This window comes from Agromyces sp. Soil535 (assembly GCF_001428255.1).
Taxonomy (GTDB): Bacteria; Actinomycetota; Actinomycetes; order Actinomycetales; family Microbacteriaceae; genus Agromyces.
The window spans coordinates 642,775-669,134 of the sequence record NZ_LMRW01000001.1 but is presented as its reverse complement, the minus strand read 5'-3'; the positions used below and the strand labels follow the sequence as shown (position 1 = coordinate 669,134).

Genomic DNA, 26,360 nt, shown 5'->3' with positions numbered 1-26,360 from the left:
AGAGCTGGCGACTGCGGAGTACTTCGATTGGTTCAACAGCCGGCGCCTGCACGGCGAGATCGGCATGATCCCACCCGCCGAGCACGAAGCCGCCTACCACGACTGCAACACCCAACCGGCCACCGCCCAGTCGGCAATCCGGAGCCTCTAAGAAGCCCAGGACGAACCACATTCCCGTCCCACTCGTTCAACGGTGCAACGGTGCAACAGCGTATTCTGAGGGTATGTGGGCGGTGATCGTCATCTTGCTGGTGATCTGGGCGGTGTTGTCGATCGTTGGGTTCGTCTTTGAAGGCCTTCTCTGGCTTGGTGTGATCGGGATCGTTCTCTTCATCGGCACTCTCGTTTTCGGAGTCGTTCGGCAGCGTGCCGTGGACGCCCGGCACTGAGGCGGCCGCCCCGTCCGGCCGCGTTGTGGAGAGAAGGTCATCATGACCGCAGGAGAGAGCATCAAGAAGGCCGCTCAGGGCACGAAGAACGTGACCGACCGAGTCGTCGATGCAGTAGAGGACAAGGTCGATGACGTCACCGATGCCGAGTGGGACTCCGAGGGTGGGGCGCTCGAGCGCGACGGGGACGACGCTGCAGCCGCCGAACGCGGTCAGCGGTGGAAAGATGCGAAGGCCTTGCACTGGCACAGGCCCAGCTATACCGATGAGACACGGGACCGCTCAGACGAGCACTGAACTCTGAGTGCAGAAGACCCGGAAGCTTGACGGTGGCGTGAACGGGACGGATGCCGCAAGGGGTACCGCTCGCGGCATCCGCGGGTGTGTACTGGTGTGATGCGAGCCGTCTGGAAGGGGGCGGTCACATTCGGCTTGGTCAATGTGCCCGTCAAGTTGTACAGCGCCACCGAGGATCACGACGTGTCCCTGCATCAGGTGCACGACGAGGACGGCGGGCGCATCCGATACCAACGCGTCTGCGAGATCGACGGCAAGGTCGTCGACTACAAGAACATCGACAAGGCCTACGACGACGGCGAGCGCACGGTGATCATCACCGACGAGGACCTGAAGTCGTTGCCCGCCGAGCGCAGCCGCGAGATCGAGGTGATCGAGTTCGTGCCGAACGAGCAGATCGACCCGATCATGTTCGACCGGAGCTACTACCTCGAGCCCGACTCCGCGTCGAACAAGGCGTACGTGCTGCTGCGGCGCACGCTGGAGTCGACCGACCGCACGGCGATCGTGCAGATGGCGCTGCGGCAGAAGACACGGCTGGCCGCGCTCCGCGTGCACGGCGACGTGCTCGTGGTCCAGACGCTGCTCTGGAGCGACGAGGTGCGCGCCGCCGAGTTCCCCTCGCTCGACGAGCCCGTGAAGATCTCCTCCAAGGAGCTCGACCTCTCGAAGCAGCTCGTCGAGAGCCTCGTGTCGGACTTCGAGCCCGAGCAGTTCGTCGACGAGTACCAGCAGGAGCTGCGCACCCTCATCAAGGCCAAGCTCGAGCAGGGCGACGCAATCGACACGGCCGCGACCTTCGGCGAGCAGCCCGAGGAGGAGGAGGGCGGTGAGGTCATCGACCTCATGGAGGCGCTGCGCCAGTCGATCGCGTCGAAGCGCGGCGGGGCGGATGCCGCGAAGGCGGGCACGAAGTCGGGCTCGGGCGCCGCGAAGGCCGGCCCGGGCTCGAGCGAGGGCGCGAAGACGAAGGCCCCCGCGAAGAAGACCGCCGCCTCATGACGACGGCGCGCGACATCCGCTGATCGGATGCCGCGCGCCGCTCAGGTGCTGTGGAGCCGGGGCTACTCTGCGGTGCAGGCCTCGCTGGCCGAGGTTGCGGCGTCCTGGATCGCCGTCTGGTGCTCGGCGACCGCGTCGGCGTCGACCTCGGCCTCGGGGTCGGTGGGCAGCGTCGCTGCGAACTCCGCCGCGTCGTCGAGCGCCCCTGCGAGCGCCTCGAGCTCGGTGCTCACCGCATCGTCGGTCGTCTCGCCGAGCTCGGAGACACGGGTGCTGTAGTCCTCGAGCGTCGACTGCACCTCAGCCGGGTCGCCTCCCGCTGCGAGCGCGTTCTGCGCGCCGTTCGAGATGTCGCGCACCTCGCTCTGCACCGCCTCGCACGGGTCGGCGCTCGGCGTGGCGGTTGCGCCTCCCGCCGCGCAGCCCGCGAGCAGCAGCGCGCCGGCGAAAACGAGGGCAGTGGACGTCATGATTCGTTGCATGGTCGGTTTCCCCTTGGTTTTGGTCGTGGATGCCCCCAGCCTAGCGACGACCCTCCGACACGCGCTCGCCGCGGCCCGGGCTACGAGTCGAACCCGAGCCCGAGGCCGTCGAGTGTCTTCAGCAGCAGGTTGCGCCGCCCCTGCCGGTGGTCGGCACGGTCGAGCGACCAGCGGGTCAGGTTGATGCCGATCGACGCCGCCGGCTCGGGCGGGAACGGCCAGGGCCGGTCCTCGACCATGGCGAGCAACGTGCGCTCGGTCTCCTGGCCGTCGAGCAGGTCGAGCATGACGTCGCCCGCGAAGCGCGCCGCGCCGACGCCGAGACCGGTGAAGCCCGACGCGTACGCCACCTTGCCGTCGCGAGCTCGGCCGTAGAAGGCGCAGAACCGCGTGCTCGCGTCGATCGCTCCCGCCCAGCGGTGCGTGAACCGCACCCCCTCGAGCTGCGGGAAGGTCGTGAGGAAGTGGCTCGCGAGCCGCTCGAACGTGGCCGGGCGCTCCTCGTACTCGGCGCGCACCCGGCGGCCGGCGTGGTACACGGCCTCGTAGCCGCCGAAGAGGATGCGGCCGTCGGCGCTCAGCCGGTAGTAGTGGAACTGGTTCGCCAGGTCGCTCACGCCCTGGCGGTTCCGCCACCCGAGCTCCGCCAGGCGCTCGTCGCCGAGCGGCTCGGTCATGAGCACGTAATCGTATACCGGCACGGTCATGAACCTGTTCCGCCGGAGCAGCGACCGGAACACGTTCGTCGCGAGCACGGCGCGGTCGGCGCGGACCACGCCGCGGTCGGTGACGACCTCGACACGCGACCCGGCGTCGTCGACGCGGCGCACCGCCGTGTGCTCGTGCACGACCACGCCGGCCTCCACGATGACGCGGGCGAGCTCGAGGGCCAGCTTCGCGGGATGCAGGATCGCGTTCGTGCGACGGTCCCACCGGCCCGCGAGGTAGGTGGGCGAGGCGATCTCGGAGCGCACGGCCGACTCGTCAAGGAAGACATCATGTCCGTCCTCGTCGTCGGGGCCTGCGATCCACGGGACTTGGTGCGGTTCGACCGCCACCGACAGGATGCCTGTTCGCTCGAAGTCGACGTCCATGCGGTACCGACGCACGGTCGCCTCGATGTCGTCGAGGTTCTGAAGCCCGAGCCGCGTGAGCGTGTCCATCTCGTCGGGCCAGCGCGAGCGGCCGTTCTCGTCGCCGTGCGTGAGGCTCGCCTCGCAGAACCCGCCGTTCCGACCTGATGCCGCCCAGCCCACGGTCTCCGCCTCGAGGAGTACCACCCGGATGCCCGGCTGGCGCTCGATGGCGCGAAGCGCAGTCCAGAGGCCGGTGTACCCGCCGCCCACGATCACGAGGTCGGCGTCGACATCACCTTGGAGCGGCGCGTGGTCGACGCGCCGGTCGCGCACGTCGTCGAGCCAGAACGGCGCCGCAGAGGTGCCGCCCAACGAATGGGCGATCGCGGCGGGGCTCGGCTGCGAACGCTCGAACACGGTGGTGCGCGCGGCTCGGCGCTCCGACGCGTCGATGGTGGTGGCGGTCATGCGGGGATTCCTTCGGTGCGATCGATGGCGGCGAGTGCGTCGAGGTCCCAGTCGGGCCTCGGCACGGAGTCGAGGAGCAGTCGGGTGTACGGATGCTGCGGCTGCTCGAGCAGCGCAGCGGTCGCGCCGCGCTCCACGATCTCGCCGTTGCGCATCACGACGGTCTGCTCGCACACCCGGCGCACCACGGCGAGGTCGTGGCTGATGAACAGCACGGTGAGTCCCCGCTCCCGGCGGATGCGCGCGACGAGGTCGAGCACCTGCGCCTGGACCGAGACGTCGAGCGCGCTCGTGGCCTCGTCCATCACGAGCACGTCGGGCTCGATGGCGAGCGCGCGGGCGATCGCCACGCGCTGCCGCTGCCCGCCCGAGAGGGTGCGCGGGCGGGCGGGCGCGTGCCGTTCGCCCAGCCCCACCTGCTCGAGCAGGTCGAGCACCCGCGTCCGTGCGTCGCGGGTGCTGAGGGTCGAGTGCAGCCGCAACGCGTCCTCGATGGCACGTCCCGCCGGGATGCGCGGGTCGAGCGAGAGGTACGGGTCCTGGAAGACCATCTGCACCGAGCGCGAGTGGGCGAGGCGCTCCGCCCGGCTGCGCGGCACGCCGGTGCGGGCGGCGCCGTCCACGAGGATGTCCCCCGCGTCGGCGGCCTCGAGCCCCACGATCATGCGCGCGAGCGTGGACTTGCCCGACCCCGACTCGCCGACCACGGCGAGCGCGCCGCCACGGGCGATCTCGATCGTCGCGTCCACCACCGCGTGCACCGGTGGCTTGCCGTGCATGCGGTAGGTCTTCGAGAGAGAGCGCACGTCGAGCATGAGGTCGACGGGCGGGGACAGGTCGACGTGCGGCGCCGTGTCGACGGGCGGATGCGGCGCCGGCGCGGCATCCGCGGCGACATCCGTCGTGGCATCCGCCGCCGTGCCCGCCGCCGCCGGCTGCGCGACCGCGATCGTCGGCGTGGCCGCCACGAGCCGCCTCGTGTACGGAGCCTGCGGGTCGCGGAACACCTGGCGCGCGTCGCCCTCCTCCTCGATGCGGCCGGCGTTCATCACGTAGACGCGGCCGCAGATCGACGCGGCGAGGTTGAGGTCGTGGGTGATGAAGAGCATGCCCATGCCCCGGGTCGCGCGCTGCTCTCCGAGCACCGCGATGATCTCGGCCTGGGTCGTGACGTCGAGCGCCGTGGTCGGCTCGTCGCAGATGAGGAGCCGTGGCGAGCTCGTGAGTGCGCCGGCGATCATCACCCGCTGCAGCATGCCGCCCGACAGCTCGTGCGGGTACTGCCGCAGGTGGTCCTCGGGGCGTGGCAGCCGCACGGCGCGCAACAGCTCGATCGCGCGTGCTTCGGCATCGGCCGCCGACCTGCGCTCGACGAGCCGCAGCGTCTCGGTGAGGTGGTCGCCGATGGTGCGCACGGGGTTGATGCCCGCCCTCGGGTCCTGGAAGACCATGCCGGCGCTCGAGCGCCGGAGCGTGAGCAGGTCGCCGACCGGGGCGCCGAGCACCTCGCGCCCGTCGAGCCGCACGGAGCCGGTGGTCGTGGCGCCACGGGGCTGGAGCCCGATCACCGACCGGGCGGTGAGCGACTTGCCGGAGCCCGACTCGCCGACCAGGCCGACGGTCTCGCCCGCGGCAACCGAGAGCGACACCCCGTCGAGGAGGCGCGTGCCGTCGGGCAGGTCGAGCGTGTAGCGGGAGATGTCGAGGAGCGTCATGCGGGGATCCCTCCTCCGATGCGGTCTGAGAGTTCTTCGCCGATCACGTTCACGGCGACGACGACGATCACGACCGCCATGGCGGGAACGATCGCGGGAAGGAAGTAGCCGCCCATGAGCCCCGCTTGGGCCTCGTTGATCATCGCGCCCCAGTCGGCGGTCGGCGCCTGCACGCCGAGGCCGAGGAACGAGAGAGCCGCGAGCTCGGCGAGGACGTAGCCGAAGTTCAGCGTCGACTGCGCGCCGACGATGGGCGTCACGTTCGGCAGGACCCGACGGAGCGCGATCCACCCGCCCGAGAATCCCTGCACCCGGTAGGCCGCGACGTAGGGCCGGCTCCGCTCGGAGGCGACGAGCGTGCGGGTGAGGCGTGCCACGAACGGCGCGTACGCGATGCTCATGGCGATGACCGGTGCCACGAGGCCCTTGCCGAAGAGCGCGACCGCCATGATCGCGATGAGGAGGGCCGGGAACGCGAAGATCACGTCGAAGATCCGGCCGAGCACCGAGTCGATCCACCCGCCCCGCCATCCGGCGAGGAGGCCGAGCAGGATGCCGACGATCGTCGATGAGACGACCACGAGCAACGGCCCGAGCAGCGCGGTACGAGCGCCGAAGATCATGCGGCTCAGGGTGTCGCGCCCCAGCGCGTCGGTGCCGAGCCAGTGCGCCGGAGTCGGCCCCGAGTAGATCGCCGCAAAATCCACCGCATCAGGATCGTACGGCGCGATGAGGGGGGCGAAGACCGCGGCGAGCGTCATCACGGCCAATACGGCGAGGCTGAGGTTGAACGAGATGTTCCCGCGGCGGACGCGGGGTGCGCGCAGGACCTTGACGGCCATCGTCGGGGTGGTCATCGGGCACCAGCTCCTGCAGCGGATCGCGGGTCGATCCAGGGTTCGAGGATGTCGATGATCGCGTTCACGACGACGAACGCGCTCACGATGAGCAGCACGATCGCCTGTACGACCGGGAAGTCGAGACGGTCGACCGACTGCACGAGGAGCGAGCCGATGCCGGCGAGCCCGAATGCGGCCTCGACGATCGAGCTCGCCACGAGGAGGCCGGCGACGAGCAGGCCGCTCACGGTGAGGATCGGCCCGATCGCATTGCGGAAGACGTGGCGGCGGATGATCGTGCCGCGGGTGAGCCCACGGCTGGTCGCCACTTCGACGTGCTCGCGGCCGAGCTGGTCGACCATGGACGACCTCGTCACCTTGCCGATGAGCACGACGAACACGATCGCGAGCGCGATCGAGGGAAGCACCAGGTGGTACACGGTGTCCCAGAACCCCTCACCCGAGCCGAACGACGGGAACCAGCCGAGCTGCACCGCGAACACCGCGATGAGCACGATCGAGCCGACGAACGAGGGGATCGCGCCGAGCACCGTGAGCCCGACGAGCACGGCCCGGTCGAGCACGCGTCCACGGTTCAGGGCGGCGATCGCACCGGCGATCAGGCCGACGACCGCGATCATCGTGCCCGCCATGATGACGAGCCCGAGCGTCACGGGCAGGCGCTCGCCGATGACGACCGAGACGTCCTGCCGGAACTGGAGCGAACGGCCGAAGTCCCCGTGCAGGATCCCCGCGAGCCAGTTGAGGTACTGCTGCCACGGCGGGAGGTCGAGCCCGTACTGGGCGGTGACCTGGGCGACCGCCTCGGGGCTGGGCTTGCGCCCGCGCAGCAGGAAGCTGATCGGGTCCCCCGGCACCAGGAAGCGCGAGAAGAAGACGAGGACTGATGCGAGGAACAGCGTGAGCAGGAGGGCGCCGAGCTTGCCCGCCACCCGGCGGAACGTGGTCACGATGCGACCGCCGTTCCGCCGAGGTGGTTCGAACGCCGCCTGTTGCCGCTAGCGTGCACCAATTGTGGCCGCCCAGGGGTAGTACAGGAAGGCGATCGACGGTGCGACGCCCGAGATGCGCTCACCGAGGAACACGGACATGGGTCCGGTCGAGAGCGGCAGCCACGGCAGTTCCTCGTTCGCGATGCGCTGGGCCTCGGCGGTCTTCTCGGAACGGGCTGCGGCGTCGTCGATCGCGATCGCCTCGTTCACGACCTGGTCGAACTCCGGGTTGCTCCAGCCGCCGTAGTTGCTGAACTCGCCAGTGCGCAGCACGCTGTACATCTCGAGCGGGTCGGGGCTCGACAGGTACCAGACCGTGTAGAACAGGTCGACGCCCTCGCGTGCGGTCGGGTCGGAGAACAGGGCCGTGTATGCGTTCGGCGTGACGGTCTGGATCGTCGCCTTCAGGCCGATCGCCTCGGCCGCCGCTGCGGTCGCCTGGGAGATGACCGCGAAGTCGCTGCTGATCGGCGCGGTCGCGAGCACGATCTCCTCGCCGGTCGCCCCGGCGTCCTCGATCAGCTTCTTGGCCGCTTCGATGTCGTACGGGTACTCCTCGAGGCCGTCGAACGCCTCGGAGAGTCCCTTCTCGCTGGCGCCGACCCAGACCGACTCGGTCGTGAGCGCGTTCGTGACCTCGCCGTAGCCCTTCGATGCCGCTTCGACGATGCCGTCGCGGTCGAGCGCCATGAGCAGGGCCTTCCGTACGCGCTCGTCACCGAGGGGGCCCTCGAGGTTCGACACGATGAGGCTCGAGACCGCGGTGTCCAGGCCGAAGTACACGTCGCCGGTGCCGGCCGACTTGAGCTGCGCGATTCCCTCGGACGGGAGCATCCACCCGCCGTCGACGTCGCCCGACTTCAGCGCGTTGACCCGCGCGTTCGGGTCGTTCATGAAGACGAACTCCACTTCGCCGGATTTGGCCTTCAGCTCGGGGTCCCAATAGTCGTCGTAGCGCTCGAGCGTGATGCTCTCGCCCGACTTCCACTCGCCGAAGCTGAACGGGCCGGTGCAGTTCACGCCGCCCGTGGAGTTGCCGTAGTCGGCACCCTTCTCGGCGAGCGTGGCCGCCGACTCGATGACGCCGGCCGAGCCGCCCATCGCGAGGTTGAACTGCGAGTCGGCGGACTTCTCGGTGACGGTGACCTCACGGTCGCCGGTCTGCTCGATCGACTCCACGTTCTGGTAGACGGAGTACCACGACGAGCCCACCTCGGGGTCGAGGTGACGGTTCATCGACGCGACGACATCGGCCGCCGTCAGCGCGGTGCCGTCGTGGAAGGTCACACCGTCGCGGATCGTGTAGACCCAGGCCTCGGGTGTCGGGTGGTCGAACGACTCCGCCAGGCCCGGCGAGAGGGTGTAGTCGGGGTTGAGCCGCAGCAGCGACTCGCAGACGTTCGCGAGCACCTGGTTGTCGGAGTAGTCGAACGCGTAGGCGTAGTCGAGCGAGTACGGCTCGGCGTAGCTCACCCACGAGAACGAGTCGATATCACCCGAGGGTGCATCGGTCTGCGCCGTGAGCTCGTAGTCGACCTGGGCCGCCTCGGGTGCGGGCGGGGTGCATCCGGACAGGGCGAGCGCGGCGCCGAGGCTTCCGGCGACGACGGCCGCGAAACGTCGCGCCGCACGAGGACGGTCGGTCCGGGTTCGGGGGTTGGACATGGTGGCTCCTCTGGTCAGTCGTTACGGGGGTGGACGAGCTCGCCCTCGACCCACGTGGAGACCACCGTCGAGCGGTGGATCTCCTCGGCGGGCACCGAGAACGGGTCGGGGTCGAGCACGACGAGGTTCGCGAGGTACCCCTCGCGCACGTGCCCGGTGTCGTGGTCGCGGTGGTTCACGTAGGCGGTGCCCGACGTGTAGGCCGCCATGGCGGTGACGAGGTCGATGCGCTGGTGCGCACCGCCCAGGGGATCCGCGTCGACGCCGGGCGCGACGCGGTTCACGGCGATGTGGATCGCATCCATGGGGTCGGCGCTCGAGACGGGCCAGTCGCTGCCGGCGGCGAGCCGGGCGCCGTGCCGCACGAGGTCGCCGAACGGGTATTGCCGTGCCTCCGCGCCGTCCTGCAGGAACGGCAGGGTCAGCTCGTCGATCTGGTCCTCGTGGCATGCCCAGAGAGCCTGGATGTTGGCGACGGCGCCGAGCCCGGCGAAGCGCGCCGTCTCGGCCTCCTCGACGACCTGCAGGTGGGCCAGGTGATGCCGACCGTCGGTCGCGCCGTTCGCTGCCCGGGCGACGTCGAGGGCGTCGAGTGCCTCGCGCACGGCCCGGTCGCCCAGGGCGTGGAAGTGCACCTGGAAGCCGGCGGCGTCGAGGGCGGTCACGTAGTCCCGCAGGAGCGTCGGGTCGACGAACGAGAGCCCGTGGTTGTGCGTGTCGTGGCCGTGGACGTCGCGGTACGGGGTGAGCATGGCGGCGGTCTGGTTCTCGGCGACGCCGTCGACCATGATCTTCGTCGTGCCGAGCGACAGCCGATCCTCGCGACCGAGCTCCGCGATCGTGTCGCGTCGTGCGGTCATCTCGTCGACCTGCTCGATGCCGCGGCCGCGTTCCCACCACTGGGCGCCGACCACGTGCACCACGAGCTCGCCCTCGTCGAGTGCCCGGCGGTACGCCTGCAGTGGGTCGGGGATCCCGGCGACCGCGCTGCCGACCATCGCGTCCTGCCAGCCCGTGATCCCGAGCGCGAGCAGCTCGCGCTGTGCGCGCAGCAGGCCCGCGTAGGCGAGGTCGGCGTCGACGGCCGGCCGCACGGCGCTGAACAGGTCGCTCGCACCCTCGTGGAACGTTCCGGCGGGGGTGCCGTCGGCCTCGCGCTCGATGCGCCCGTCGACGGGGTCGGGCGTCGACGCGTCGATCCCGGCGAGCCGGATCGCGGCGGTGTTCGCCCAGGCGCTGTGGTGGTCGCGGCTGAGCAGGAGCACCGGGCGATCCGGCACCGCCGCGTCGAGCAGTCCGCGCAGCGGCGCGCCGCCCGGGTAGTGGTCCATCGACCAGCCGCCGCCGAGGATCCAGGGCTCGTCGGGGTTCGCCTCGGCGTATGCGCGGACCCTGGCGACCGTGTCGGAGGCATCCGTGGCCTCCGTGAGGTTGCACTGGAGGAGCTCGACGCCGGCACCCACCGGGTGCACGTGCGCGTCCTGGAAGCCGGGGCTGAGCAGTGCGCCATAGAGCTGCACGACGCGGGTGCGCTCGTCGATATGCGCTGCCGCCTCGGCCTCGGGCACGACCGCCGTGATGCGTCCGCCGGTGACGGCGACGGCATGGCCGGAGAGCGGATGGCCGGAGCCGGTGAACACGGCGCCACCGGTGAAGAGCAGGTCTGCGGGCACGTCGCCCTCGCTTCCTCTTTGAACGGGTCGGACGAGGCGACTGTAGTTCGACTCAACAGCGATGTCAACAGTGTTGACAACACCGTTTCCCAATTCGTTATGCTGGGAGAGCGCCACGCCCGCGACAGGCGCATGCCAGAGGGGGTTGCGGGCGTGGCAGCATGGGCCCTGACACGATCGGAAGCGACACCGATGACGACTGCAACGCGATCCGCATCCGCCCGCCGCGGCGGCGCCAAGACGAGGCTCGACCACGACACGATCGTGGCCGCCGGGCTGAAGCTCGCCGCACAGCCGGGCGTCGCGTCCGTCTCGGTACGGGACCTCGGCGCCGAGCTCGGCGCCGACCCGACGGCGATCTACCGTCACTTCCGCGGCAAGGACGAGCTCATGCGCTCCCTGCTCGACGAGGTGATCGGCATGAGCCTGGACCGGGTCGACGCGTCGCCCGACGACTGGAAGGCCGGGCTCACCCAGCTGGCGGTCGCCACGCTCGACCTGTTCGAGACGTACCCCGCGATCGGCGTCGAGGCGGTCGTGCTCACCACGGGCGGGCCGCGTGAGCTCGACGTCATCGAGTTCATGCTCGACGCGTTCTCGCGCGCCGGACTCGAGGGCGACGACCTCGCGCACCACTACGCGCTCATGGCGTCCCACGTACTGGCGAACGCGGCGGCCATCGCGCACAGTCGCAACGAGCGCGGCACGGAGGCGTCGGGCGCCAGTCCGTGGATCGAGAGCCCGCTGCTGGTGGACCCGGCGCAGCATCCGCTCATCGCCGCACTCCGCCTCAGGCTGCGCGCCCTCGACGACCGGTACCTGTTCATGCTCGGCGTCGAATCGGTCATCGAGTCGGCGGAGCGCACCGCCTCGGCATCCCGCTGACGCCTGGGTGAGAGCGCGTCCACGAATTGCGGGACGTCTGGCACAGCCGACTTGACCGCGCCGAGAACCTGTCGTAAAAGTATCTATGACAACGTTGTCAGATCATCGGTAGGGGGACCGAGCAACACCGAGGAGAACCCCGCCCATGCACCACCGGCCACCGCGCCGCGCCTTTGGAAGGCACCGACGCGACGTCACTCCCAGCAGCGCCCAGATCAGAGAAGGGCGCTCCGCGTCATGATCTCGGACCATGACATCGCTGTCATCGCCAACGCCCAGAGGCACCTGCCCATACCTGAACGCACGATCGAGCATTTCCGCCGGCTCGGCCTTCAGCCGGCTGATGTGTACGGCGCGATCCAGCACCTTGCCACCGTGCTGGCCTGCCATCCACATCTCCGCGCACAGAAGGAGCTCTCCGCCGCCGACCGCGCACGAGTGCAGCAATCGCTGCTGAGGCGCCTGAACGCCACAGCTCCGATGATCGTGTCCGAGCTGCTCGTCAACCCTGGGCTGCTCGAACCCGACATACCGCACCAGTAAGCCGCGGAACTCGTACGGTGACTCAGGTCTTCAGCGCGCGACCGGAAAGAGGGAGCGGATGAGGGCCAGCCCGATCGCCGCACCCAGCACCTGGGCGGCGATGTATCCGAGGGAGGAACTCGGTGCGATCCCGGCGAACGTGTCGGTGAACATCCTGCCGATCGTGATGGCGGGGTTCGCGAAGCTCGTCGAGCTGGTGAAGAAGCAGGCGGCCCCGATGTACGCGCCGACGGCAGGCGCAGCGAGAGCCGATCGGTTCGTTCGGGCGAGGCTGAAGACGACGAGGATGAGGCCTGCCGTGGCGATGACCTCGGCGAGGAAGTGCGGTCCGCTCATCCGATCGGTGGTGCTCCACTCGACGGCCGGCGCGTCGAACATGACGTTGGCGAGCATCGCTCCGGCGATGCATCCGATCACCTGCGCTGGGAGGTAACGAGCGACCTCCGACCACGGCCGGTGGCCGAATGCCGCATCCACGACGGAGACGACCGGGTTGAAGTGAGCCCCGGAGACGGGAGCGAGGACCAGGATGAGCACGGTCAGCCCGAGTGCCGTGGCGAGCGCGTTCGCGAGGAGCTGCAGGCCGGTGTCGGTCGGTGAGAGCCGCTGTGCGGCAATGCCGGAGCCGACGACGACCGCCGAGGAGGGCGCTGCCGAGCAGCTCGCCGATCACGCGGTGTGCTGCGCTCGTGTGAAGCGTCGGGGCGGAATGGTTGGCGCGTGAGCAGCGACGATCAGGAGAAGGAGGCTCCGATCAGCGCGAGCACCGCGACACCCGCCATCACCAGCGCCATCGCGCCGTACCCGCCTGCAACGCCGGCGAGCACCGGGCCGAGTGCAGGACCGAGCGCGCCGACCACCGTGATGGGTGCGGCGAAGACGCCGTTGATCGAGCCGTAGTTCCGGGTGCCCCACCGGTCGGCCACGGCGGAGCCCTGCACCAGGGTCTGGGCTCCGCGCACGGCGCCGGCCCCCACGCCGACGAGGATCAGCAGCCATGGCGGGCCGGGCACGACGGCCATGAGGCCGAGCAGCAGCACTGCCAGGCTCGACGTGACGGCCAGCGGCTTCCACGGCGCTCCCCCGTGCGGGACGACGACGTACAGCAATCGGCCGATGACCTGTCCGGCGCCGAGGAGCCCGAGCGCCCAGGCGGCGAGTTCGTAGGTGAAGCCCTTCTCCATGTACAGGGGGATGACCGAGAGGGTGACGCTGAGCAGTGCCGCCGTCAGCGCGATCATCGAGCCCTCGAGCATCCAGAATCGGCGTGTGCGGATGACGGAGCTCACCGTGTGGACCTGCTCGTCGTGCGCCGGCGGCGGGCGCGGTGCCCAGCTGCGCTCGAGGAAGCACCAGTGCAGGGGCAGCGTCGCGGTGAGGAAGATGGCGGCGAGGGTGACGAACGCGGCCCGCCAGTCCATGACCTGGAGCAGGCCCGCGACGATCGGCGCGAACACCGTCGAAGCGAGCCCTCCGGCGAGGGTGAGGACGGTCATCGCGCTGCGGCGGCGTTCCCCGTGCCGCCGTGCGATGACGGTGAAGGCCGCCTGGTAGAGGACGGCGGACTGGGCCGCGCCGCAGATCACCCAGCCGAGGGCGAAGACGAGGAGGTTCGGCGCCACGCTGACGACGAGGAGTCCGAGCGTGCCGGTGAGCGCGCCGAGGGTCATGACGAGGCGTGGGCCGCGGTGGTCGAGCCAGCGGCCCACGAGGATGCCGCATGCGGCCGAGACGATCAGGCCGAGCGAGAAGGCGAGCGTGACCTCTGCGATCGACCACCCGGTCTCTGCGGAGATGGCCGGCGCGGCCACGATCAACGCGTAGTAGAGGATGCCCCAGCTGACGACTTGGCCGAGCGAGAGTGCGGCCAGACGGATGCCGAGACGGCCCTCGGCGCGCGTCAGCGGCGCAGTCACCGTGCCGCGGTGACGTCGAGCAGTTGCGACAGCTGGCCGAGCGCGCCCGGCACGAGCTTGTAGTACGCCCACGTGCCGCGCTTGCTGCGGCTGAGGAAGCCCGCCTCCATCAGGATGCGCAAGTGGTGCGACACCGTGGGCTGGCTGAGCCCGACGGGTTCGATCAGGTCGCACACGCACGCTTCCTCCCCCTCGGAGGCGGCGACGATCGATACGAGTCGAAGTCGCGTGGGATCCGCGAGCGCCTTGAGCTTTCGAGCCAGATCCACGGCGCGATCGGCGTCGATCGTCTCGCGGGTCAGCGGTGTGCAGCAGACGGCGTCGGTGGTGTCGGTGACGTCCGTGATCTGCAGCAGCGTCCTGCTCATGTGGCCATGCTAACCCAATATTGACAAACTTCGATATAGTCGCCACACTCAATATCGAAGTTCATCGATGCCTTGGAGGCGCACCCGTGACGCTGATCGATCTCACCGTGCCGAGCCTGCAGCGGCGCAGCCTCGACACCCTGCCCGTCGCGATCATCGGCGCCGGTCCGGTGGGACTTGCCGCGGCGGCGAACCTCGTCGAACGCGGAATCGACTTCGTGGTGTACGAGTCGGGTGACGAGGTCGCGAGCAGCATCCGCCAGTGGGGCCACACGCGGCTGTTCTCGCCGTGGAGGCACGTCGTCGACCCCGCCTCGCGGCGACTGCTCGAAGCGACCGGATGGCAGCTGCCGTCCCCTGAGCGACTCCCGACCGGAGCCGAGCTCGTCGAGCGGTACCTCGAGCCGCTGGCGCGGCTCGAGCAGATCGCATCACGGATCCGCACGGGCGTCGTGATCGACGCGGTCACCCGACAGGGCATGGACCGCACCCGCACGGCCCGCCGCTCGTCGACGCCGTTCCTGCTGCGCGCTCGCACCGACGATGGCGTCGAGGAGCTCACCGCCCGCGCGGTCATCGATGCCTCCGGAACCTACGATCGACCGAACAGCCTCGCGTCGAGCGGCCTGGAACCGCTCGGGCTCCCCGACGTCGCAGATCGCGTCAGCCACGCCCTCCCCGACGTCCTCGGCCGGGATCGCGCGACCTTCGCCGGAACGCACACGACGGTCGTCGGGGCCGGGCACTCCGCCGCGAACACGCTCCTCGCCCTCGCCGAGCTGGCCGAGCAGGAACCGGGTACCCGGATCACCTGGCTCATCCGGAACGCGAGCGCGGTCCGCGTCACCACGTCCGAGGACGATGAACTGGTCGCGCGCGCGACCATCGGCCGTAGGGTCGATGCGCTCGTCGCGTCGGGCCGCGTCGCCGTGGTCGACCGATTCGAGATCGTCCGCCTGGGCCGCACCGACAGCGGCGTGCGACTCTTCGGAGCTCGCAACGGCGAGCTCGTCGAACACGACACCGACCTCGTCGTCAACGCCACCGGCTTCCGCCCGAACCTCGACATGCTCCGCGAGATCCGCCTCGAACTCGACGAGATCGTCGAGGCCCCGAGACGTCTCGCGCCGCTGATCGATCCGAACGTGCACACCTGCGGCACCGTGGAACCGCACGGGTTCGCCGAGCTCCGGCACCCCGAGCCCGGATTCTTCCTCGCCGGCATGAAGAGCTACGGTCGCGCCCCCACGTTCCTGCTCGCGACCGGCTATGAGCAGGTGCGGTCGATCACGGCCTGGCTGGCCGGCGACCTCGCGGCCGCGACCCAGGTCGAACTCGTCCTCCCGGCCACCGGGGTGTGCTCGACGAGCCTTGCCGCCGATGGCTCCTGCGGCACGAGCGACACCGGCGCATCCGGTTGCTGCTGAACGGCGCTGGGCGACTCCAGGCCGCATAGACTTCGGTCTATGGATGTCGCAGGAGAGACTGCCCGGCTCCGGGTGCTCGCCGATCCGACTCGCGCCAGAATCCTGCAGCGGATGCTCGAGAGCCCCGACGGACGGATCCGGGTCGGGTGGATGGCCGCCGAGCTCGGACTGCGTCAGCCGACGGTGAGCCACCACATGAGGGCCCTGCTCGATGAGGGACTGGTGGAACGGACCCCCGAAGGACGCAAGGCCTGGTACTCGCTCGCACCCGAGTACGCGGACCGCGTCGGCGAGATGCTCGGCCGACAGGACCGCCCCGAATCGGACGACGCGGTCATCGAGCGGGTGGCTCGCGACCTGAGCGACCGCTATCGCGGCATCTTCAGCAAGGAGACGGTCGAGCGCTACGTCCACGAGAGCCACGACCTCCTCGCGGCACGACCCGGCGCCGAGCGCTACCTGCCATCCATGGCCGCGCGTTTCGCAGCCGACCGGCTCGACGCACTCGCCCACGACGCCGCCCACGCGGCATCCGCGGTTCCCGAGGTGTTGTTCGTCTGCGTGCAGAACGCCGGCCGATCGCAGATGGCGTCGGCGATCCTCCGGCACCTCGCCGGCAGTCGCGTCCACGTCCGCACCGCGGGGTCGGAGCCCGCCGGTCAGCTGCGCAGCTCGATCGTCACCGCCCTCGACGAGATCGGCGTCCCGGTCGCGGGCGAGTACCCGAAGCCCTTGACCGACGAGGTCGTGCGCGCCGCTGACGTGGTCATCACCATGGGTTGTGGCGACGCCTGCCCGGTCTACCCCGGTCGCAGGTACCTCGATTGGGAACTCGACGACCCGGTGGGCAAGCCCCTCAGCGAGGTCCGCCGCATCCGCGACGACATCGAGGCTCGCGTCCGCGACCTCCTCGAAGAGCTGCAATCCGACCGAACGCTCCGCGCGTAGCGCGCCTCGGCTCGCACGATCGGCCTCGACGATTGATAGATCATGGTCTATCATTTGAGTCATGGAGCAACTCATGACCGACAAGCCCACCGTGCTCTTCGTGTGCGTGCACAACGCCGGCCGGTCCCAGATGGCCGCCGGATACCTCAAGGCGCTCGGCGGTGACCGCGTGGAGGTGTTGTCTGCGGGCTCGGAGCCGAAGGACCAGATCAACCCGGTCGCGGTGCAGGCGATGGCCGAGGAGGGCATCGACATCGCCGGCAACACGCCGAAGCTGCTCACCGTGGACGCGGTCAAGGAGTCCGACGTCGTGATCACCATGGGCTGCGGTGACGCCTGCCCCATCTTCCCCGGCAAGCGGTACGAGGATTGGGAGCTCGCCGACCCGGCCGGTCAGGGTATCGAGGCCGTCCGACCCATCCGCGACGAGATCAAGCTGCGCATCGAGCAGTTGCTCGCAGAGATCCTTCATGAGGAGGTCGAGGCCACATCATGACCGACGTGTTCGATGGTCGACGGGCGCTGCCCGGCCTGGCCTTTCCCGAGGAGCACCTTCGCAGGCTCGCCGACGACCTCGCCGTTCGATTCGACGGGATATTCGCGGTCGAGACCGTCGAACGCTACGTCCTCGAGTCGTACACCGACCTGCTGCGCACCGCTCGCGTCCGGGCGCACCTCGAGCAGGCGACCATCCGGTTCGCGACGGATCGGCTGACCGCACTTGCGCAGGCGAAGGGCGAGCTGCCGCACGACGTGCCCGAAGTGCTCTTCGTCTGCGAACAGAACTCGGGGCGCTCCCAGATGGCCGCGGCCCTGACCGCCGTGATGGGCGGCTCACTCGTGCACGTCCGGTCCGCCGGGTCGTCGCCGGCATCCGAATTGAACTCGGCCGTCGTCCTCGCACTCCTGGAGATGGACGTCGACGTCACGCACGAGTTCCCCAAGCCACTGACGGACGACGTCGTGCAAGCGGCTGACGTCGTGATCACGATGGGCTGCGGTGACGCATGCCCGGTCTACCCGGGAAAGCGATACCTGGACTGGGCATTGGCGGATCCCGCGGATCAGTCCATTCACGAGGTCCGAGACATCCGCGACGAGATCATCGAGCACGTGCGCGACCTGCTCGCCGACCTCGGAATCGAGAGCAGGGAGCCGTGAGCGAGAACGGGCCGCCGCACACCGCGGCGCCCCGTCTTCGGTTCGGTGGCTCAGGCCACGGAGTCGACGGTCACGCTCCGGCCGGTGCGACTCGATTCGAGCGCTGCTCCGACCACGTTCATCATCTCGGTCGCCGTGGCGAAGTTCGTGTCCATCGTCGTGCCGGTGCCGACCGAGCGCAGGAACTCCTGGATCTCCGCGGTGAACGCCTCTGCGTAGCCGGTGCCGACGCCGGCGCCCGGCATGGCCGCCACGTCGGTGAAGTACGGGTGGGCGGGGCCCGTGAAGATCCTGCGGGGACCGTTGTACGCGGCATCCGCTGAAGCCGTCTGGAACAGGTGGAACTCGCCCGCGGAGATCGAGTCGAACGACGCGCTGCCCTCCGACCCGTAGACCTCGACGCCCAGCGAGTTCGGCGTGCCCGCGGCGATCCGGCTCAGCGAGATCTGTCCGACGGCGCCGGACTCGAGCACCACGGAGAGCAGGGCGACGTCGTCGTTCGTGACCGGGCCATGCTCCTCGGGCGCCGAAGCGCCGTGACCGATGGCGCCCCTGCCGGGCAGCGGTCGCTCGGTGATGAACGTCCGAAGTGTGGCGTTGGTGACTTCGGTGATGCGGCCGGCCACGAAGTGCACGGCGTCGATGGCGTGCGCGCCGATGTCCAGGAGCGCGCCGCCACCGGCCTGCTCCTGCGAGTAGCGCCATGACAGCGCGCCGGAGGGATCGACCGCGTAGTCCGCGTGGTACCAACCCCGGACCGTGTGGACCGTGCCGATCGCGCCGTCCGCCACGGCTGCCGCAAGCGCGGCGAGGCCGGGAAGCCTTCGGAACGAGAACCCCACGCCGGTGACGGCGGAGGAGCGCTCGGCGAGCGCCTGGAGTTGCCCGGCCTCAGCCGGAGTGCGCCCGATCGGCTTCTCCGCGAAGACGTGCTTGCCCGACGCGATGACCTTCGGGAGGACCTCGGCGTGCAGGAAGTTCGGGAGCGTCACGCTGATGACGTCGACGTCGCTCGCGATGAGCGCGTCGACATCGGCGATGGCCGAACTGAACCCGTAGCGGGCGGCGACGGATTCGGCGAGCAGGAGGTTCGGATCGGCGATCGTGTCGAGCTCGACCTCGAGTCTCGAACTCACGGCCATCATCGCGTTGCGGTACCCGAACGCGTGCGCCTGGCCGGCCATGCCGGCACCGATGATGCCGACCTTGATGGGCTTGGTCATGACTGCTCCTCGATGAGTTGGATGGCTTCAGTGGAAACGGGCTGGAGCGCCGCAGCCCTCGATGTACTCGCGGGTGCGCCGAGCGATCGGAAGCGGCCGGCTGAAATCCCCGACCGGGTACATGTCCTGCTCGATGATCGCGAAGATGCCGGGATTCGCTGCGGCGGCCTCGGTCAGCACCGGCCCGTACTCGGGAACGCCGAGCGGCGGCTCGACCATGACGCCCTGCTTGACTGCGTCGGCGAACGAGATCTCGTTCTTGAGCACGTCCGCGAGCAGGTCGGGCTCCACCTGCTTGAGGTGCAGGTATCCGATCCTGCTCGGGAACTCGCGGATGAGACGCACGCTGTCGCCCCAGTAGTACGCGAGGTGCCCCGTGTCGAGGCAGAGGTTGGTGTATCGGGCGTCGGTGCCCTCGAGGAGGCGAACCACCTCACGGTACGACCCGATCGGGCTCTCGGCATGCGAGTGGAACTGCTGGCGGAGCCCGAACTCCTCGACCAGTCGACGTCCGATCTCATCGTGTCCGGCGAGGAACGGCGTCCATTCCTCGGCGCTGAACGTGCGCTCGCCCTGGACGGCGCCGTCGTCACCCCGCTCCCACATGCCCGGGATGACGATGACGTGCTCCCCGCCGAGTTCGCGGACGACGTGCGCGACCTCCCGGACGTCGGCCCACGCGGTCTCCACTTCGGCGGGGCCACGGTGCAGATTCGTGAACACGGTGCCGCCGGACAGCGCGAGGTCGTGTCGGGCGAGGTCGTCTCGCAGCCGCATGGGGTCCGTGCCGAGGTAGCCGAATGGACCGAGCTCGGTCCAGTGGTAGCCCGCCTCCTGAACCTCGCGGAGGTACTGCGCCGGTGCGGGCTGCGCCTCATCGCTCGCGTTCCAGACACCCCAGGAATCCGGGGCGATCCCCACTCGAGGTGCGCTGTCGTTCTCGGTCTCGAGCACCGTTGCTCCTTCCGCCTTGAAAGATTGATAGAACAAACGGTAATCTAGAGCGCTCCAGTTTGTAAAGTCAAACACAAGGTCATCGGCTGGCGGGGAGCGACCGCAGGGGTACTGTCAGAGCGGGACGGGGAGGTCGGCCGGGTGGAGCGAGTGACGATGGAGGACGTGGCCCGGGAGGCGGGCGTGTCCCGCTCCCTGGTCTCCCTGGCGTATCGGGGTGCGCCTGGGGTCAGTGCCGCGACGCGACACCGGATCCTCGACGCCGGCCGGCGGCTGAACTACACACCGAACCAGATCGCCGCCCGGCTCGCAGGCAGGGGCGGCAACACGTTCGGCGTGTTCCTGCAGGACCTGCACAACGACCTCTTCGCCGATGTCTACGACGGCGTCCGCGAGATCGCCGAGGCGGACGGCAAGCACCTCGTGCTCGCAGTCGGAACCATCGACGGGCGCCGCGACGCGGTGTCGTTGCAGACCCTGGAGCAGAGTCGTGTGGACGTGATCATCGCCACGGGCGTCCAACTCAGCAACGCCGACGTGCGCGAGACGGCCGGGCGCGTGCCCCTGGTGAGCGTCGCGCGCCTCGTTCCGGGAGTCGACAGCGTCTGGTCGGACAATCACTTCGGCGCCCGTCTCGCGATCGAGCACCTGATCGGACTGGGGCATCGCCGGATCGTCTTCCTCGCGAACCCTCCGTCGGACGGCTACCTCGACCGCCGACGGGGCTACATCGATGCGATGCGCGATGCGGGACTGCTCGAGCGCGTCGTCACCACCACGTACGCCCGCGCGACGGCGGCACTGGACGCGGGCGTGGTGCTCGACAGCGCCGACGCCCCGACGGCCGTGTTCGCGCACAACGACCAGGCCGCGCTCGGAGTGCTCGACGCGCTCGCAGTCCGGGGCCTCAGTGCAGGGCGGGATGTCTCGGTCATCGGCTACGACAACAGCTCGGTCAGCCGGGCTCCTGGAACTGCACTCACGACGGTCGACATCCACAGCCAGAGCCTCGGCCGGAACGCGGCGATCACCGCCATGCGACGACTTGCCGAGCCCGCTGCCCAGCCGATCACGCACTCGTCGATGCCGTCGCTGGTGATTCGAGGGAGCACCGGCCCGGTCGGTCCGGCGCGGTGAAGACGACGGGCGAGCCGCCGACGCCCCTGGGGGACGACGCCGGCGGCTCGCTCGACGTCACCGGATGGAGGAGATCTCGTGAGCGAGCGTCTCCAGCTCCGCACCACCCGCCATCGCCTGGATGAGGTCCTCGAGCTCGACCTTGCCGCGCACGAACTCGGCGATCATGCGGCCGCGGTTGAGGATGTAGAACCGGTCACCGACGAGGAACGCATGGTGCGGGTTGTGCGTGATGAACACGACCGCGACACCGCGCTCCCGCGCCGCCAGGATGTACTTCAGCACGATCCCGGACTGGCGCACGCCGAGCGCGCTCGTCGGCTCGTCGAGGATGAGCACCTTCGCGCCGAAGTGCACGGCCCGGGCGATCGCAACGGCCTGGCGCTCACCGCCCGAGAGCGTGCCGATGGGCTGGTTCGTGTCCCGGAGGTCGATGCCCATCTCGAGCAGCGCCGCCTTGGTCGTGTGCTGTGCGCGCTTCGTCGCCATGAATCCGAATGCCTTCACCCCCTGCGTCGGCTCGTTGCCGAGGAAGAAGTTCCGCCAGATCGACATGAGCGGCACCGTGGCGAGATCCTGGTACACCGTCGCGATGCCTCGCGCCAGTGCGTCGCGCGGCGACGAGAAGTCGACCTCGTCGCCCTGGACCCGGAACTTGCCTGAGTTCGGCTTGTGCACGCCACTCAGGATCTTGATGAGCGTCGACTTGCCCGCACCGTTGTCGCCGAGTACGCAGGTCACCGTTCCCGGATCCACGTGCAGGTTGATGTTCCGGAGCGCGATGACGCTCCCGAACGTCTTGCCGACGTCATCGAGGCGCAACGCGGGGGTATCGGCGGCCGGCGGCGCGGGGTCGTGTCCGGCCGCCTCCTCGATGATCGGCGTGAGGTCGGGCGTGTTCTCCGTCATTTCGTTCGTCCTCCCTGTGCGCGGCGCGAGATCGTGATGTTGATGAGCACGGCAGAGAACAGGATGATGCCGAGGAAGGTCGACACCCAGTCCTGGTCCCACAGCGCGTACGGGATGCCGACGGCCGCGAAGCCCATGATCAGCGCACCGATCGACGCGCCGATCGCCGACCCGGCTCCGCCCGTCAGCAGGCAGCCGCCCACCGCGGCGGCGATGATGTAGTAGAACTCCTGCCCGACACCCTGACCCGCCTGCATTCCGCGCAGGCGGAGCAGGAACATGATGCCGACCAATGCGGCGGAGAGCGACGTGAGGACGAAGAGCGTGATCTTCGTCCGGTTCACGGGCACACCGGCGTTCCGGGCCGCATTCGAGTCGCCGCCGGACGCGAAGATCCAGTTGCCGAAGACCGTGCGGGTCAGCAGCACCGTCGCGATCGCCGTCAGCGCGATCCACCAGATGACCGAGATCTGGAACTCGACGCCCGCGATCTCGAAGGTGGTCGCGAAGAACGCACGTGCCGAATCGAAGCCGTCGGCCTGGTCGACCCCGGATACCCGGACCGTGCCGGTCAGTCCCTTCGTGATGGCGAGGTTCGCCCCCTTGAGCACGAAGAACGTGCCGAGCGTCACGATGAACGACGGCAGTGCAGTACGGATGACGAGCAAGCCGTTGATGTACCCGACGACCGCCGCCATGATGAGCGTCACGAAGATCGCCGGCCAGACGCCCCACCCGAGCTGCGTGATCAGGAGCCCGGCGAACAGGCCCGACGTGCCCACCATGACACCGGCGGAGAGGTCGAACTCGCCGCCGATCATGAGGAGCGCCACGAACACCGAGACGATGCCGACCGGGGCTGCGAAGTCCGTCCAGCCCGCTGCGCCTGCCAGCGTCGCGAACTGACCGGTGGTGTCCGCGATCGTGAACACGATGAAGATGACGATCGCACCGAGCAGAGCACCCAGCTCGGGCCTGCGAAGGACCTTTTGATACCAAGGGGTCCGGGCAACCCGCTCATCGACGGCGACGTTGCTCGTTTCAGTCAGGAAGGACATGCGCTGCTGCTTTCATGTTGGACGGGGGCGGCACGGCCCGAGACCGCGCCGCCCCGAGCGGATGTCAGCGGGTGCCCGCCTCGACGGACGCCTGCACCGCATCGACGTTGTCGGCGGTCACGAAGGCCGGCCCGGTGTACATCGGGAGACCACCGCCGAGCTTGAGGGCGTCCTTCACCGCGAGGTAGAGCAGCTCAACGGCGAGGTAGCCCTGCGCGTATTGCTGCTGGTCGATGGCGAAGGCGAGCGACCCGTCGGTGATCGCGGCGAGCGCGTCGCTCGACAGGTCCACCGTGCCGACGGTGATGTCGGCCCCGACCGCCTCCACCGCCGGGATGACGGCGCCGGTCGCGACGTCGGAGTTCAAGGCGAACACCCCATCGATCGACGGATCCGCCTGGAGCGCCGCGCGGATCTTCGACTCCGCCCCGGTGAGATCTGCGAGCGCCCCGTCGATGTTGAACTGCTCCACTTCGCCGTTGAACGTCTCAGCGGCGCCGTCGCATCGATCGGTGAGACCCGAGTTCGCCGCCTCCTGGATGGGGCACAGCAGCTTCGTGGCACCGAGCTCGTTGAACCGCAGTCCCGCTTCGCGGCCGGCCACGATCTCGTCCTGACCGACGTGAGTGAAGGCACCGAGGTCCTTGAAGACCGCGGACCCCGAGTTGATGGTGACGGTCGGGATCCCCGCGTCCGCCGCGGAGAGCATGGCGTCCTCGATGGCGCCGGGGTCGGGCGCCGATGCGGCGATGCCGTTGCAGCCGCCCGAGACGCCGGCCTCGATCGTCGACGCCTGCTTGGCGGAGTCGTTCGTCGAGCCCTGGTAGTCGAGTGTGACTCCGAGCGACTCTGCCGCGTCCTCGGCGCCCTTCTGCGCAACGGACCAGAAGGTTCCACCGTCGCCATGGGTGTAGACGCAGATCTTGATCGAAGCGTTGTCGCCGTCGGCGTTGCTGTCCGACGCGTCATCCGTGTTCGATGCAGTACAGCCGGTGATGCCGAGCACCAGGGCGGCCGCGACCGCAAACGGAGCGATCATCCTCTTGGACATTCTCAGTGCCTCTTCTCTTCGTTGAGTCGGGTTGAGGTCGCCTGTCGGCCCTGACCTCGCAAATGAAAGTATGTCCGATCATATTGATCAAGTCCAGCATGTTGAACAAATTGTCTACACATACTGTCAAATCAGCCTAGGCTGGTCGGAGCCCGCTTCCACTCCGGCCGAAGGAGCCCCTCGGATGACCACTCATCACGCCCGCATCGGAGTCGGCCTGGTCTCGGTCGGCTGGATGGGCCGGCTGCACTCCCGCGCCTACCTCGCCGCCGCCCACCACTACCCGGAGCTACCCGCCCGTGCCGAGCTCGTCATCGCCGCCGACCCCGACGAGCAGGGCCGCGCACACGCGTCGGACGTACTCGGCTACCGCGAGACGACGCCAGACTACGCGGCGGTGATGTCGCACGCCGAGATCGACGTCGTCTCCATCTGCGCCCCCAACTTCCTCCACCGCGAGGTCGCCCTCGCGGCGGTCGCGGCCGGCAAGCCGTTCTGGATCGAGAAGCCCATGGGCCGCGGCGCGGACGAGTCCCGTGAGATAGCCCAGGCGGCGGCCGCTCGCGGACTGGTCACCTCCGTCGGTTTCAACTACCGCCACGCCCCCGCCGTCGCACACGCGCGCCACCTCGTGCGCAGCGGCGCCATCGGCACCGTGACGAACGTGCGCGTCGCCATGCTCGCCGACTACTCGGCCGACCCGATGGGCGCTCTGACCTGGCGCTTCAACCGCGAGCGCTCGGGCTCGGGCGTGCTCGGCGATCTGCTCTCGCACGGCGCGGACCTCGCTCAGTACGTGACCGGGCGCATCGCATCGGTCAGCGCCCTCACCGAGACGTTCATCCGCGAGCGCCCCCTCCCCCGGACAGGAGCCGCGAGCCACTTCAGCCGCGGCGAATCGGGCGACCCGACCGGCCCCGTCGAGAACGAGGACTACGCCGCACTGCTCGTTCGGTTCGACTCCGGCGCCGTGGGCGTCCTCGACGCGAGCCGGGTGGCCGTCGGGCCACGTGCCGAGTACGTGATCGAGGTCTACGGCACCGGCGGATCGCTGCGGTGGGACTTCCAGCGCATGAACGAGCTGCAGGTCGCCGAGGGCGCGTCTGGGTACCGCACCGTGATGGTCGAGCCCGGATTCGGCGAGTTCTCGCGGTTCCAGCCAGGCGCAGGCACCGGCATGGGATTCGACGACCTCAAGACGATCGAAGCGGCCCTGTTCCTGCGTTCCGTGCAGGAGGGTCGCCAGCTCGCTCCGTCAGCGGCTGATGCGTGGTCTGCCGCGGAGATCGTCGAGGCGGCACTCCGAAGCGCGGCATCCGGCCAGTGGAGCGAGGTCCCCGTCGTCGCCGGCGAGACGACGTTCGGGCGGTGACGGGTCACTCGGCGAACGTCGCCTGGAACGCGTCGAGCGCGTCGTCGGAGTCGCCGCTCGCCCACCCCTCCAGCCCGACGACGCCGTCGTAGCCGAGGGCGCGCAACTCGTCGGCGACGGCCCGGTAGCGGACCTCGCCGGTTCCGGGCTCGCACCGGCCCGGGACGTCGGCGACCTGGATCTCCCCGACCCACGGCAGTGCACGGCGCACGAGGTCGATGAGGTTCCCCTCGCCGATCTGCGCATGATAGAGATCGAGGTTCATTCGCAACGCGGGGCTGTTCACGGCCTCGACCAGCGTGAGCACGTCGGCCGCGCGCGCGAACGGGGTGCCCGGATGATCGACGGCGGTGTTGAGGTTCTCGAGCGTGAAGACCCGACCTGCCGTTGCGCCGAGCTCGGCGAGACGGGCGAGGGTATCGGCCGCCACGATCCAATCGGCTTCCGTGACCCACTCCCGCGGCCGCACCGGCAGTCCTCGAGGATCGAGCCCGGTGCCATGCAGGTTGAGCCGCGGCACGTCGATGATCTCCGCCGCGGCGAGCGATTCGCGCGCGGTCGAGAGGAGTTCTGCGATGCCGTCCTCGGTGGTGAGGTCGCCGCGGAGGTAGCCGGTCATCGATGAGATCGTCGCGCCGGTGGCCGTGATCGCGTCGAGGTCCTTCCTGCTCCAGTCCCAGATCTCGACCTCGAAGCCGCGGTCGTGGATGCGGCGGACCCGCTCGACGAAGGGGAGGTCGCGGAACAGCATCTCGGCGGATGCCGCCAGTCGGAAGCCCATGCGCGCAT

The 26,360-nt window shown here is 69.3% G+C and carries 27 protein-coding genes; 11 read left to right on the top strand and 16 right to left on the bottom strand.

Annotated elements, in window-relative coordinates:
* Nucleotides 1-224 precede the first annotated feature (224 nt).
* The 3 genes from ASG80_RS23985 (at nt 225) to ASG80_RS03140 (ending at nt 1,688) form a co-directional block, all read left to right on the top strand.
* Nucleotides 225-389, top strand: coding sequence for a hypothetical protein (locus ASG80_RS23985; protein ID WP_164470554.1), 165 nt, complete (start codon nt 225-227; stop codon nt 387-389).
* 42 nt (nt 390-431) lie between these two features.
* Nucleotides 432-686, top strand: a complete 255-nt coding sequence (locus ASG80_RS03145; protein ID WP_056728311.1) for a hypothetical protein — start codon at nt 432-434, stop codon at nt 684-686.
* Between the two features lie 99 nt (nt 687-785).
* A complete protein-coding gene (locus ASG80_RS03140) occupies nt 786-1,688 on the top strand; it encodes a Ku protein (protein WP_056728310.1) in 903 nt (300 codons plus the stop codon).
* Between the two features lie 62 nt (nt 1,689-1,750).
* On the opposite strand, the gene ASG80_RS03135 is transcribed toward ASG80_RS03140, so the two are convergent.
* From ASG80_RS03135 to ASG80_RS03105, 7 genes are all read right to left on the bottom strand, one after another.
* Entirely contained in the window at nt 1,751-2,158 is a 408-nt protein-coding gene (locus ASG80_RS03135) for a hypothetical protein (RefSeq protein WP_056728309.1), read from the bottom strand.
* Between the two features lie 92 nt (nt 2,159-2,250).
* Nucleotides 2,251-3,714 (bottom strand): FAD-binding oxidoreductase, encoded by a 1,464-nt coding sequence (locus ASG80_RS03130; RefSeq protein ID WP_056728308.1) that lies wholly within the window; start codon nt 3,712-3,714, stop codon nt 2,251-2,253.
* Nucleotides 3,711-5,429, bottom strand: a complete 1,719-nt coding sequence (locus ASG80_RS03125) for an ABC transporter ATP-binding protein (protein ID WP_056728307.1) — start codon at nt 5,427-5,429, stop codon at nt 3,711-3,713. The genes ASG80_RS03130 and ASG80_RS03125 overlap by 4 nt, the downstream gene beginning before the upstream one ends.
* On the bottom strand, nt 5,426-6,286 hold the full coding sequence (locus ASG80_RS03120; protein ID WP_056728305.1) for an ABC transporter permease: 861 nt from the start codon (nt 6,284-6,286) through the stop codon (nt 5,426-5,428). The genes ASG80_RS03125 and ASG80_RS03120 overlap by 4 nt, the downstream gene beginning before the upstream one ends.
* On the bottom strand, nt 6,283-7,239 hold the full coding sequence (locus tag ASG80_RS03115; RefSeq protein ID WP_056728303.1) for an ABC transporter permease: 957 nt from the start codon (nt 7,237-7,239) through the stop codon (nt 6,283-6,285). The genes ASG80_RS03120 and ASG80_RS03115 overlap by 4 nt, the downstream gene beginning before the upstream one ends.
* 48 nt (nt 7,240-7,287) lie before the next feature.
* Nucleotides 7,288-8,946, bottom strand: coding sequence for an ABC transporter substrate-binding protein (locus ASG80_RS03110; protein ID WP_056728301.1), 1,659 nt, complete (start codon nt 8,944-8,946; stop codon nt 7,288-7,290).
* Nucleotides 8,947-8,960: 14 nt separating this feature from the next.
* A complete protein-coding gene (locus tag ASG80_RS03105) occupies nt 8,961-10,619 on the bottom strand; it encodes an amidohydrolase (RefSeq protein ID WP_056728296.1) in 1,659 nt (552 codons plus the stop codon).
* 192 nt (nt 10,620-10,811) lie between these two features.
* On the opposite strand from ASG80_RS03105, the gene ASG80_RS03100 reads away from it, so the two are divergent.
* Together ASG80_RS03100 and ASG80_RS03095 are read left to right on the top strand one after the other, a co-directional pair.
* Nucleotides 10,812-11,504 (top strand): TetR/AcrR family transcriptional regulator, encoded by a 693-nt coding sequence (locus tag ASG80_RS03100; protein ID WP_056728295.1) that lies wholly within the window; start codon nt 10,812-10,814, stop codon nt 11,502-11,504.
* A 237-nt stretch (nt 11,505-11,741) separates the two neighbouring features.
* Nucleotides 11,742-12,047, top strand: a complete 306-nt coding sequence (locus tag ASG80_RS03095; protein WP_056728292.1) for a hypothetical protein — start codon at nt 11,742-11,744, stop codon at nt 12,045-12,047.
* A gap of 30 nt (nt 12,048-12,077) precedes the next feature.
* Here ASG80_RS03095 and ASG80_RS03090 read toward each other — a convergent pair whose 3' ends face one another.
* The 3 genes from ASG80_RS03090 to ASG80_RS03080 all read right to left on the bottom strand — a co-directional run bounded on the left by ASG80_RS03090 (nt 12,078) and on the right by ASG80_RS03080 (nt 14,331).
* The gene (locus tag ASG80_RS03090) at nt 12,078-12,629 is read right to left on the bottom strand and encodes an aquaporin (protein WP_369816206.1); all 552 of its coding nucleotides are present in this window, start codon (nt 12,627-12,629) and stop codon (nt 12,078-12,080) included.
* A 152-nt stretch (nt 12,630-12,781) separates the two neighbouring features.
* Nucleotides 12,782-13,963 (bottom strand): MFS transporter, encoded by a 1,182-nt coding sequence (locus ASG80_RS03085; RefSeq protein ID WP_056728290.1) that lies wholly within the window; start codon nt 13,961-13,963, stop codon nt 12,782-12,784.
* Nucleotides 13,960-14,331 (bottom strand): metalloregulator ArsR/SmtB family transcription factor, encoded by a 372-nt coding sequence (locus tag ASG80_RS03080; protein ID WP_156401616.1) that lies wholly within the window; start codon nt 14,329-14,331, stop codon nt 13,960-13,962. The genes ASG80_RS03085 and ASG80_RS03080 overlap by 4 nt, the downstream gene beginning before the upstream one ends.
* Before the next feature lie 86 nt (nt 14,332-14,417).
* Here ASG80_RS03080 and ASG80_RS03075 point away from each other — a divergent pair, with 86 nt between their 5' ends.
* The 4 genes from ASG80_RS03075 (at nt 14,418) to ASG80_RS03060 (ending at nt 17,867) form a co-directional block, all read left to right on the top strand.
* Nucleotides 14,418-15,758, top strand: coding sequence for an FAD-dependent oxidoreductase (locus tag ASG80_RS03075; RefSeq protein ID WP_056728289.1), 1,341 nt, complete (start codon nt 14,418-14,420; stop codon nt 15,756-15,758).
* Between the two features lie 39 nt (nt 15,759-15,797).
* Nucleotides 15,798-16,706 carry a metalloregulator ArsR/SmtB family transcription factor gene (locus ASG80_RS03070; protein WP_082589685.1) on the top strand — a complete coding sequence of 303 codons (909 nt, stop codon included), beginning with the start codon at nt 15,798-15,800 and terminating at the stop codon, nt 16,704-16,706.
* 73 nt (nt 16,707-16,779) lie between these two features.
* Complete coding sequence (locus ASG80_RS03065) at nt 16,780-17,202, top strand: arsenate reductase ArsC (RefSeq protein ID WP_056728523.1); 423 nt, start codon at nt 16,780-16,782, stop codon at nt 17,200-17,202.
* Entirely contained in the window at nt 17,199-17,867 is a 669-nt protein-coding gene (locus tag ASG80_RS03060; protein ID WP_056728288.1) for an arsenate reductase ArsC, read from the top strand. Before ASG80_RS03065 ends, ASG80_RS03060 begins: the two co-directional genes overlap by 4 nt.
* 50 nt (nt 17,868-17,917) lie before the next feature.
* On the opposite strand, the gene ASG80_RS03055 is transcribed toward ASG80_RS03060, so the two are convergent.
* On the bottom strand, nt 17,918-19,090 hold the full coding sequence (locus tag ASG80_RS03055) for a Gfo/Idh/MocA family protein (protein WP_056728286.1): 1,173 nt from the start codon (nt 19,088-19,090) through the stop codon (nt 17,918-17,920).
* A 27-nt stretch (nt 19,091-19,117) separates the two neighbouring features.
* On the bottom strand, nt 19,118-20,044 hold the full coding sequence (locus ASG80_RS03050) for a sugar phosphate isomerase/epimerase (protein ID WP_056728284.1): 927 nt from the start codon (nt 20,042-20,044) through the stop codon (nt 19,118-19,120).
* 141 nt (nt 20,045-20,185) lie between these two features.
* On the opposite strand from ASG80_RS03050, the gene ASG80_RS03045 reads away from it, so the two are divergent.
* Nucleotides 20,186-21,181, top strand: coding sequence for a LacI family DNA-binding transcriptional regulator (locus ASG80_RS03045; RefSeq protein ID WP_235508022.1), 996 nt, complete (start codon nt 20,186-20,188; stop codon nt 21,179-21,181).
* Between the two features lie 57 nt (nt 21,182-21,238).
* Here ASG80_RS03045 and ASG80_RS03040 read toward each other — a convergent pair whose 3' ends face one another.
* The 3 genes from ASG80_RS03040 to ASG80_RS03030 form a co-directional block, all read right to left on the bottom strand.
* The gene (locus ASG80_RS03040; RefSeq protein WP_082589684.1) at nt 21,239-22,090 is read right to left on the bottom strand and encodes an ATP-binding cassette domain-containing protein; all 852 of its coding nucleotides are present in this window, start codon (nt 22,088-22,090) and stop codon (nt 21,239-21,241) included.
* Nucleotides 22,087-23,148, bottom strand: coding sequence for an ABC transporter permease (locus ASG80_RS03035; protein WP_056728280.1), 1,062 nt, complete (start codon nt 23,146-23,148; stop codon nt 22,087-22,089). Before ASG80_RS03035 ends, ASG80_RS03040 begins: the two co-directional genes overlap by 4 nt.
* 64 nt (nt 23,149-23,212) lie before the next feature.
* Entirely contained in the window at nt 23,213-24,187 is a 975-nt protein-coding gene (locus ASG80_RS03030; protein WP_056728279.1) for a substrate-binding domain-containing protein, read from the bottom strand.
* A gap of 196 nt (nt 24,188-24,383) precedes the next feature.
* Here ASG80_RS03030 and ASG80_RS03025 point away from each other — a divergent pair, with 196 nt between their 5' ends.
* Nucleotides 24,384-25,571: a Gfo/Idh/MocA family protein gene (locus ASG80_RS03025; RefSeq protein WP_056728277.1), complete on the top strand. Its 1,188-nt coding sequence runs from the start codon at nt 24,384-24,386 to the stop codon at nt 25,569-25,571.
* Between the two features lie 4 nt (nt 25,572-25,575).
* On the opposite strand, the gene ASG80_RS03020 is transcribed toward ASG80_RS03025, so the two are convergent.
* Entirely contained in the window at nt 25,576-26,352 is a 777-nt protein-coding gene (locus ASG80_RS03020; RefSeq protein WP_056728276.1) for a TIM barrel protein, read from the bottom strand.
* Nucleotides 26,353-26,360 lie beyond the last annotated feature (8 nt).

Excerpts from the sequence above, each read along its gene's own strand:
- ASG80_RS23985 (WP_164470554.1), top strand. The coding sequence starts at position 225 with ATGTGGGCGGTGATCGTCATCTTGCTGGTGATCTGGGCGGTGTTGTCG.
- ASG80_RS03145 (WP_056728311.1), top strand. The coding sequence starts at position 432 with ATGACCGCAGGAGAGAGCATCAAGAAGGCCGCTCAGGGCACGAAGAAC.
- ASG80_RS03140 (WP_056728310.1), top strand. The coding sequence starts at position 786 with ATGCGAGCCGTCTGGAAGGGGGCGGTCACATTCGGCTTGGTCAATGTG.
- ASG80_RS03135 (WP_056728309.1), bottom strand. The coding sequence starts at position 2,158 with ATGACGTCCACTGCCCTCGTTTTCGCCGGCGCGCTGCTGCTCGCGGGC.
- ASG80_RS03130 (WP_056728308.1), bottom strand. The coding sequence starts at position 3,714 with ATGACCGCCACCACCATCGACGCGTCGGAGCGCCGAGCCGCGCGCACC.
- ASG80_RS03125 (WP_056728307.1), bottom strand. The coding sequence starts at position 5,429 with ATGACGCTCCTCGACATCTCCCGCTACACGCTCGACCTGCCCGACGGC.
- ASG80_RS03120 (WP_056728305.1), bottom strand. The coding sequence starts at position 6,286 with ATGACCACCCCGACGATGGCCGTCAAGGTCCTGCGCGCACCCCGCGTC.
- ASG80_RS03110 (WP_056728301.1), bottom strand. The coding sequence starts at position 8,946 with ATGTCCAACCCCCGAACCCGGACCGACCGTCCTCGTGCGGCGCGACGT.
- ASG80_RS03100 (WP_056728295.1), top strand. The coding sequence starts at position 10,812 with ATGACGACTGCAACGCGATCCGCATCCGCCCGCCGCGGCGGCGCCAAG.
- ASG80_RS03095 (WP_056728292.1), top strand. The coding sequence starts at position 11,742 with ATGATCTCGGACCATGACATCGCTGTCATCGCCAACGCCCAGAGGCAC.
- ASG80_RS03080 (WP_156401616.1), bottom strand. The coding sequence starts at position 14,331 with ATGAGCAGGACGCTGCTGCAGATCACGGACGTCACCGACACCACCGAC.
- ASG80_RS03070 (WP_082589685.1), top strand. The coding sequence starts at position 15,798 with ATGGATGTCGCAGGAGAGACTGCCCGGCTCCGGGTGCTCGCCGATCCG.
- ASG80_RS03065 (WP_056728523.1), top strand. The coding sequence starts at position 16,780 with ATGACCGACAAGCCCACCGTGCTCTTCGTGTGCGTGCACAACGCCGGC.
- ASG80_RS03060 (WP_056728288.1), top strand. The coding sequence starts at position 17,199 with ATGACCGACGTGTTCGATGGTCGACGGGCGCTGCCCGGCCTGGCCTTT.
- ASG80_RS03055 (WP_056728286.1), bottom strand. The coding sequence starts at position 19,090 with ATGACCAAGCCCATCAAGGTCGGCATCATCGGTGCCGGCATGGCCGGC.
- ASG80_RS03040 (WP_082589684.1), bottom strand. The coding sequence starts at position 22,090 with ATGACGGAGAACACGCCCGACCTCACGCCGATCATCGAGGAGGCGGCC.
- ASG80_RS03035 (WP_056728280.1), bottom strand. The coding sequence starts at position 23,148 with ATGTCCTTCCTGACTGAAACGAGCAACGTCGCCGTCGATGAGCGGGTT.
- ASG80_RS03030 (WP_056728279.1), bottom strand. The coding sequence starts at position 24,187 with ATGATCGCTCCGTTTGCGGTCGCGGCCGCCCTGGTGCTCGGCATCACC.
- ASG80_RS03025 (WP_056728277.1), top strand. The coding sequence starts at position 24,384 with ATGACCACTCATCACGCCCGCATCGGAGTCGGCCTGGTCTCGGTCGGC.
- ASG80_RS03020 (WP_056728276.1), bottom strand. The coding sequence starts at position 26,352 with ATGGGCTTCCGACTGGCGGCATCCGCCGAGATGCTGTTCCGCGACCTC.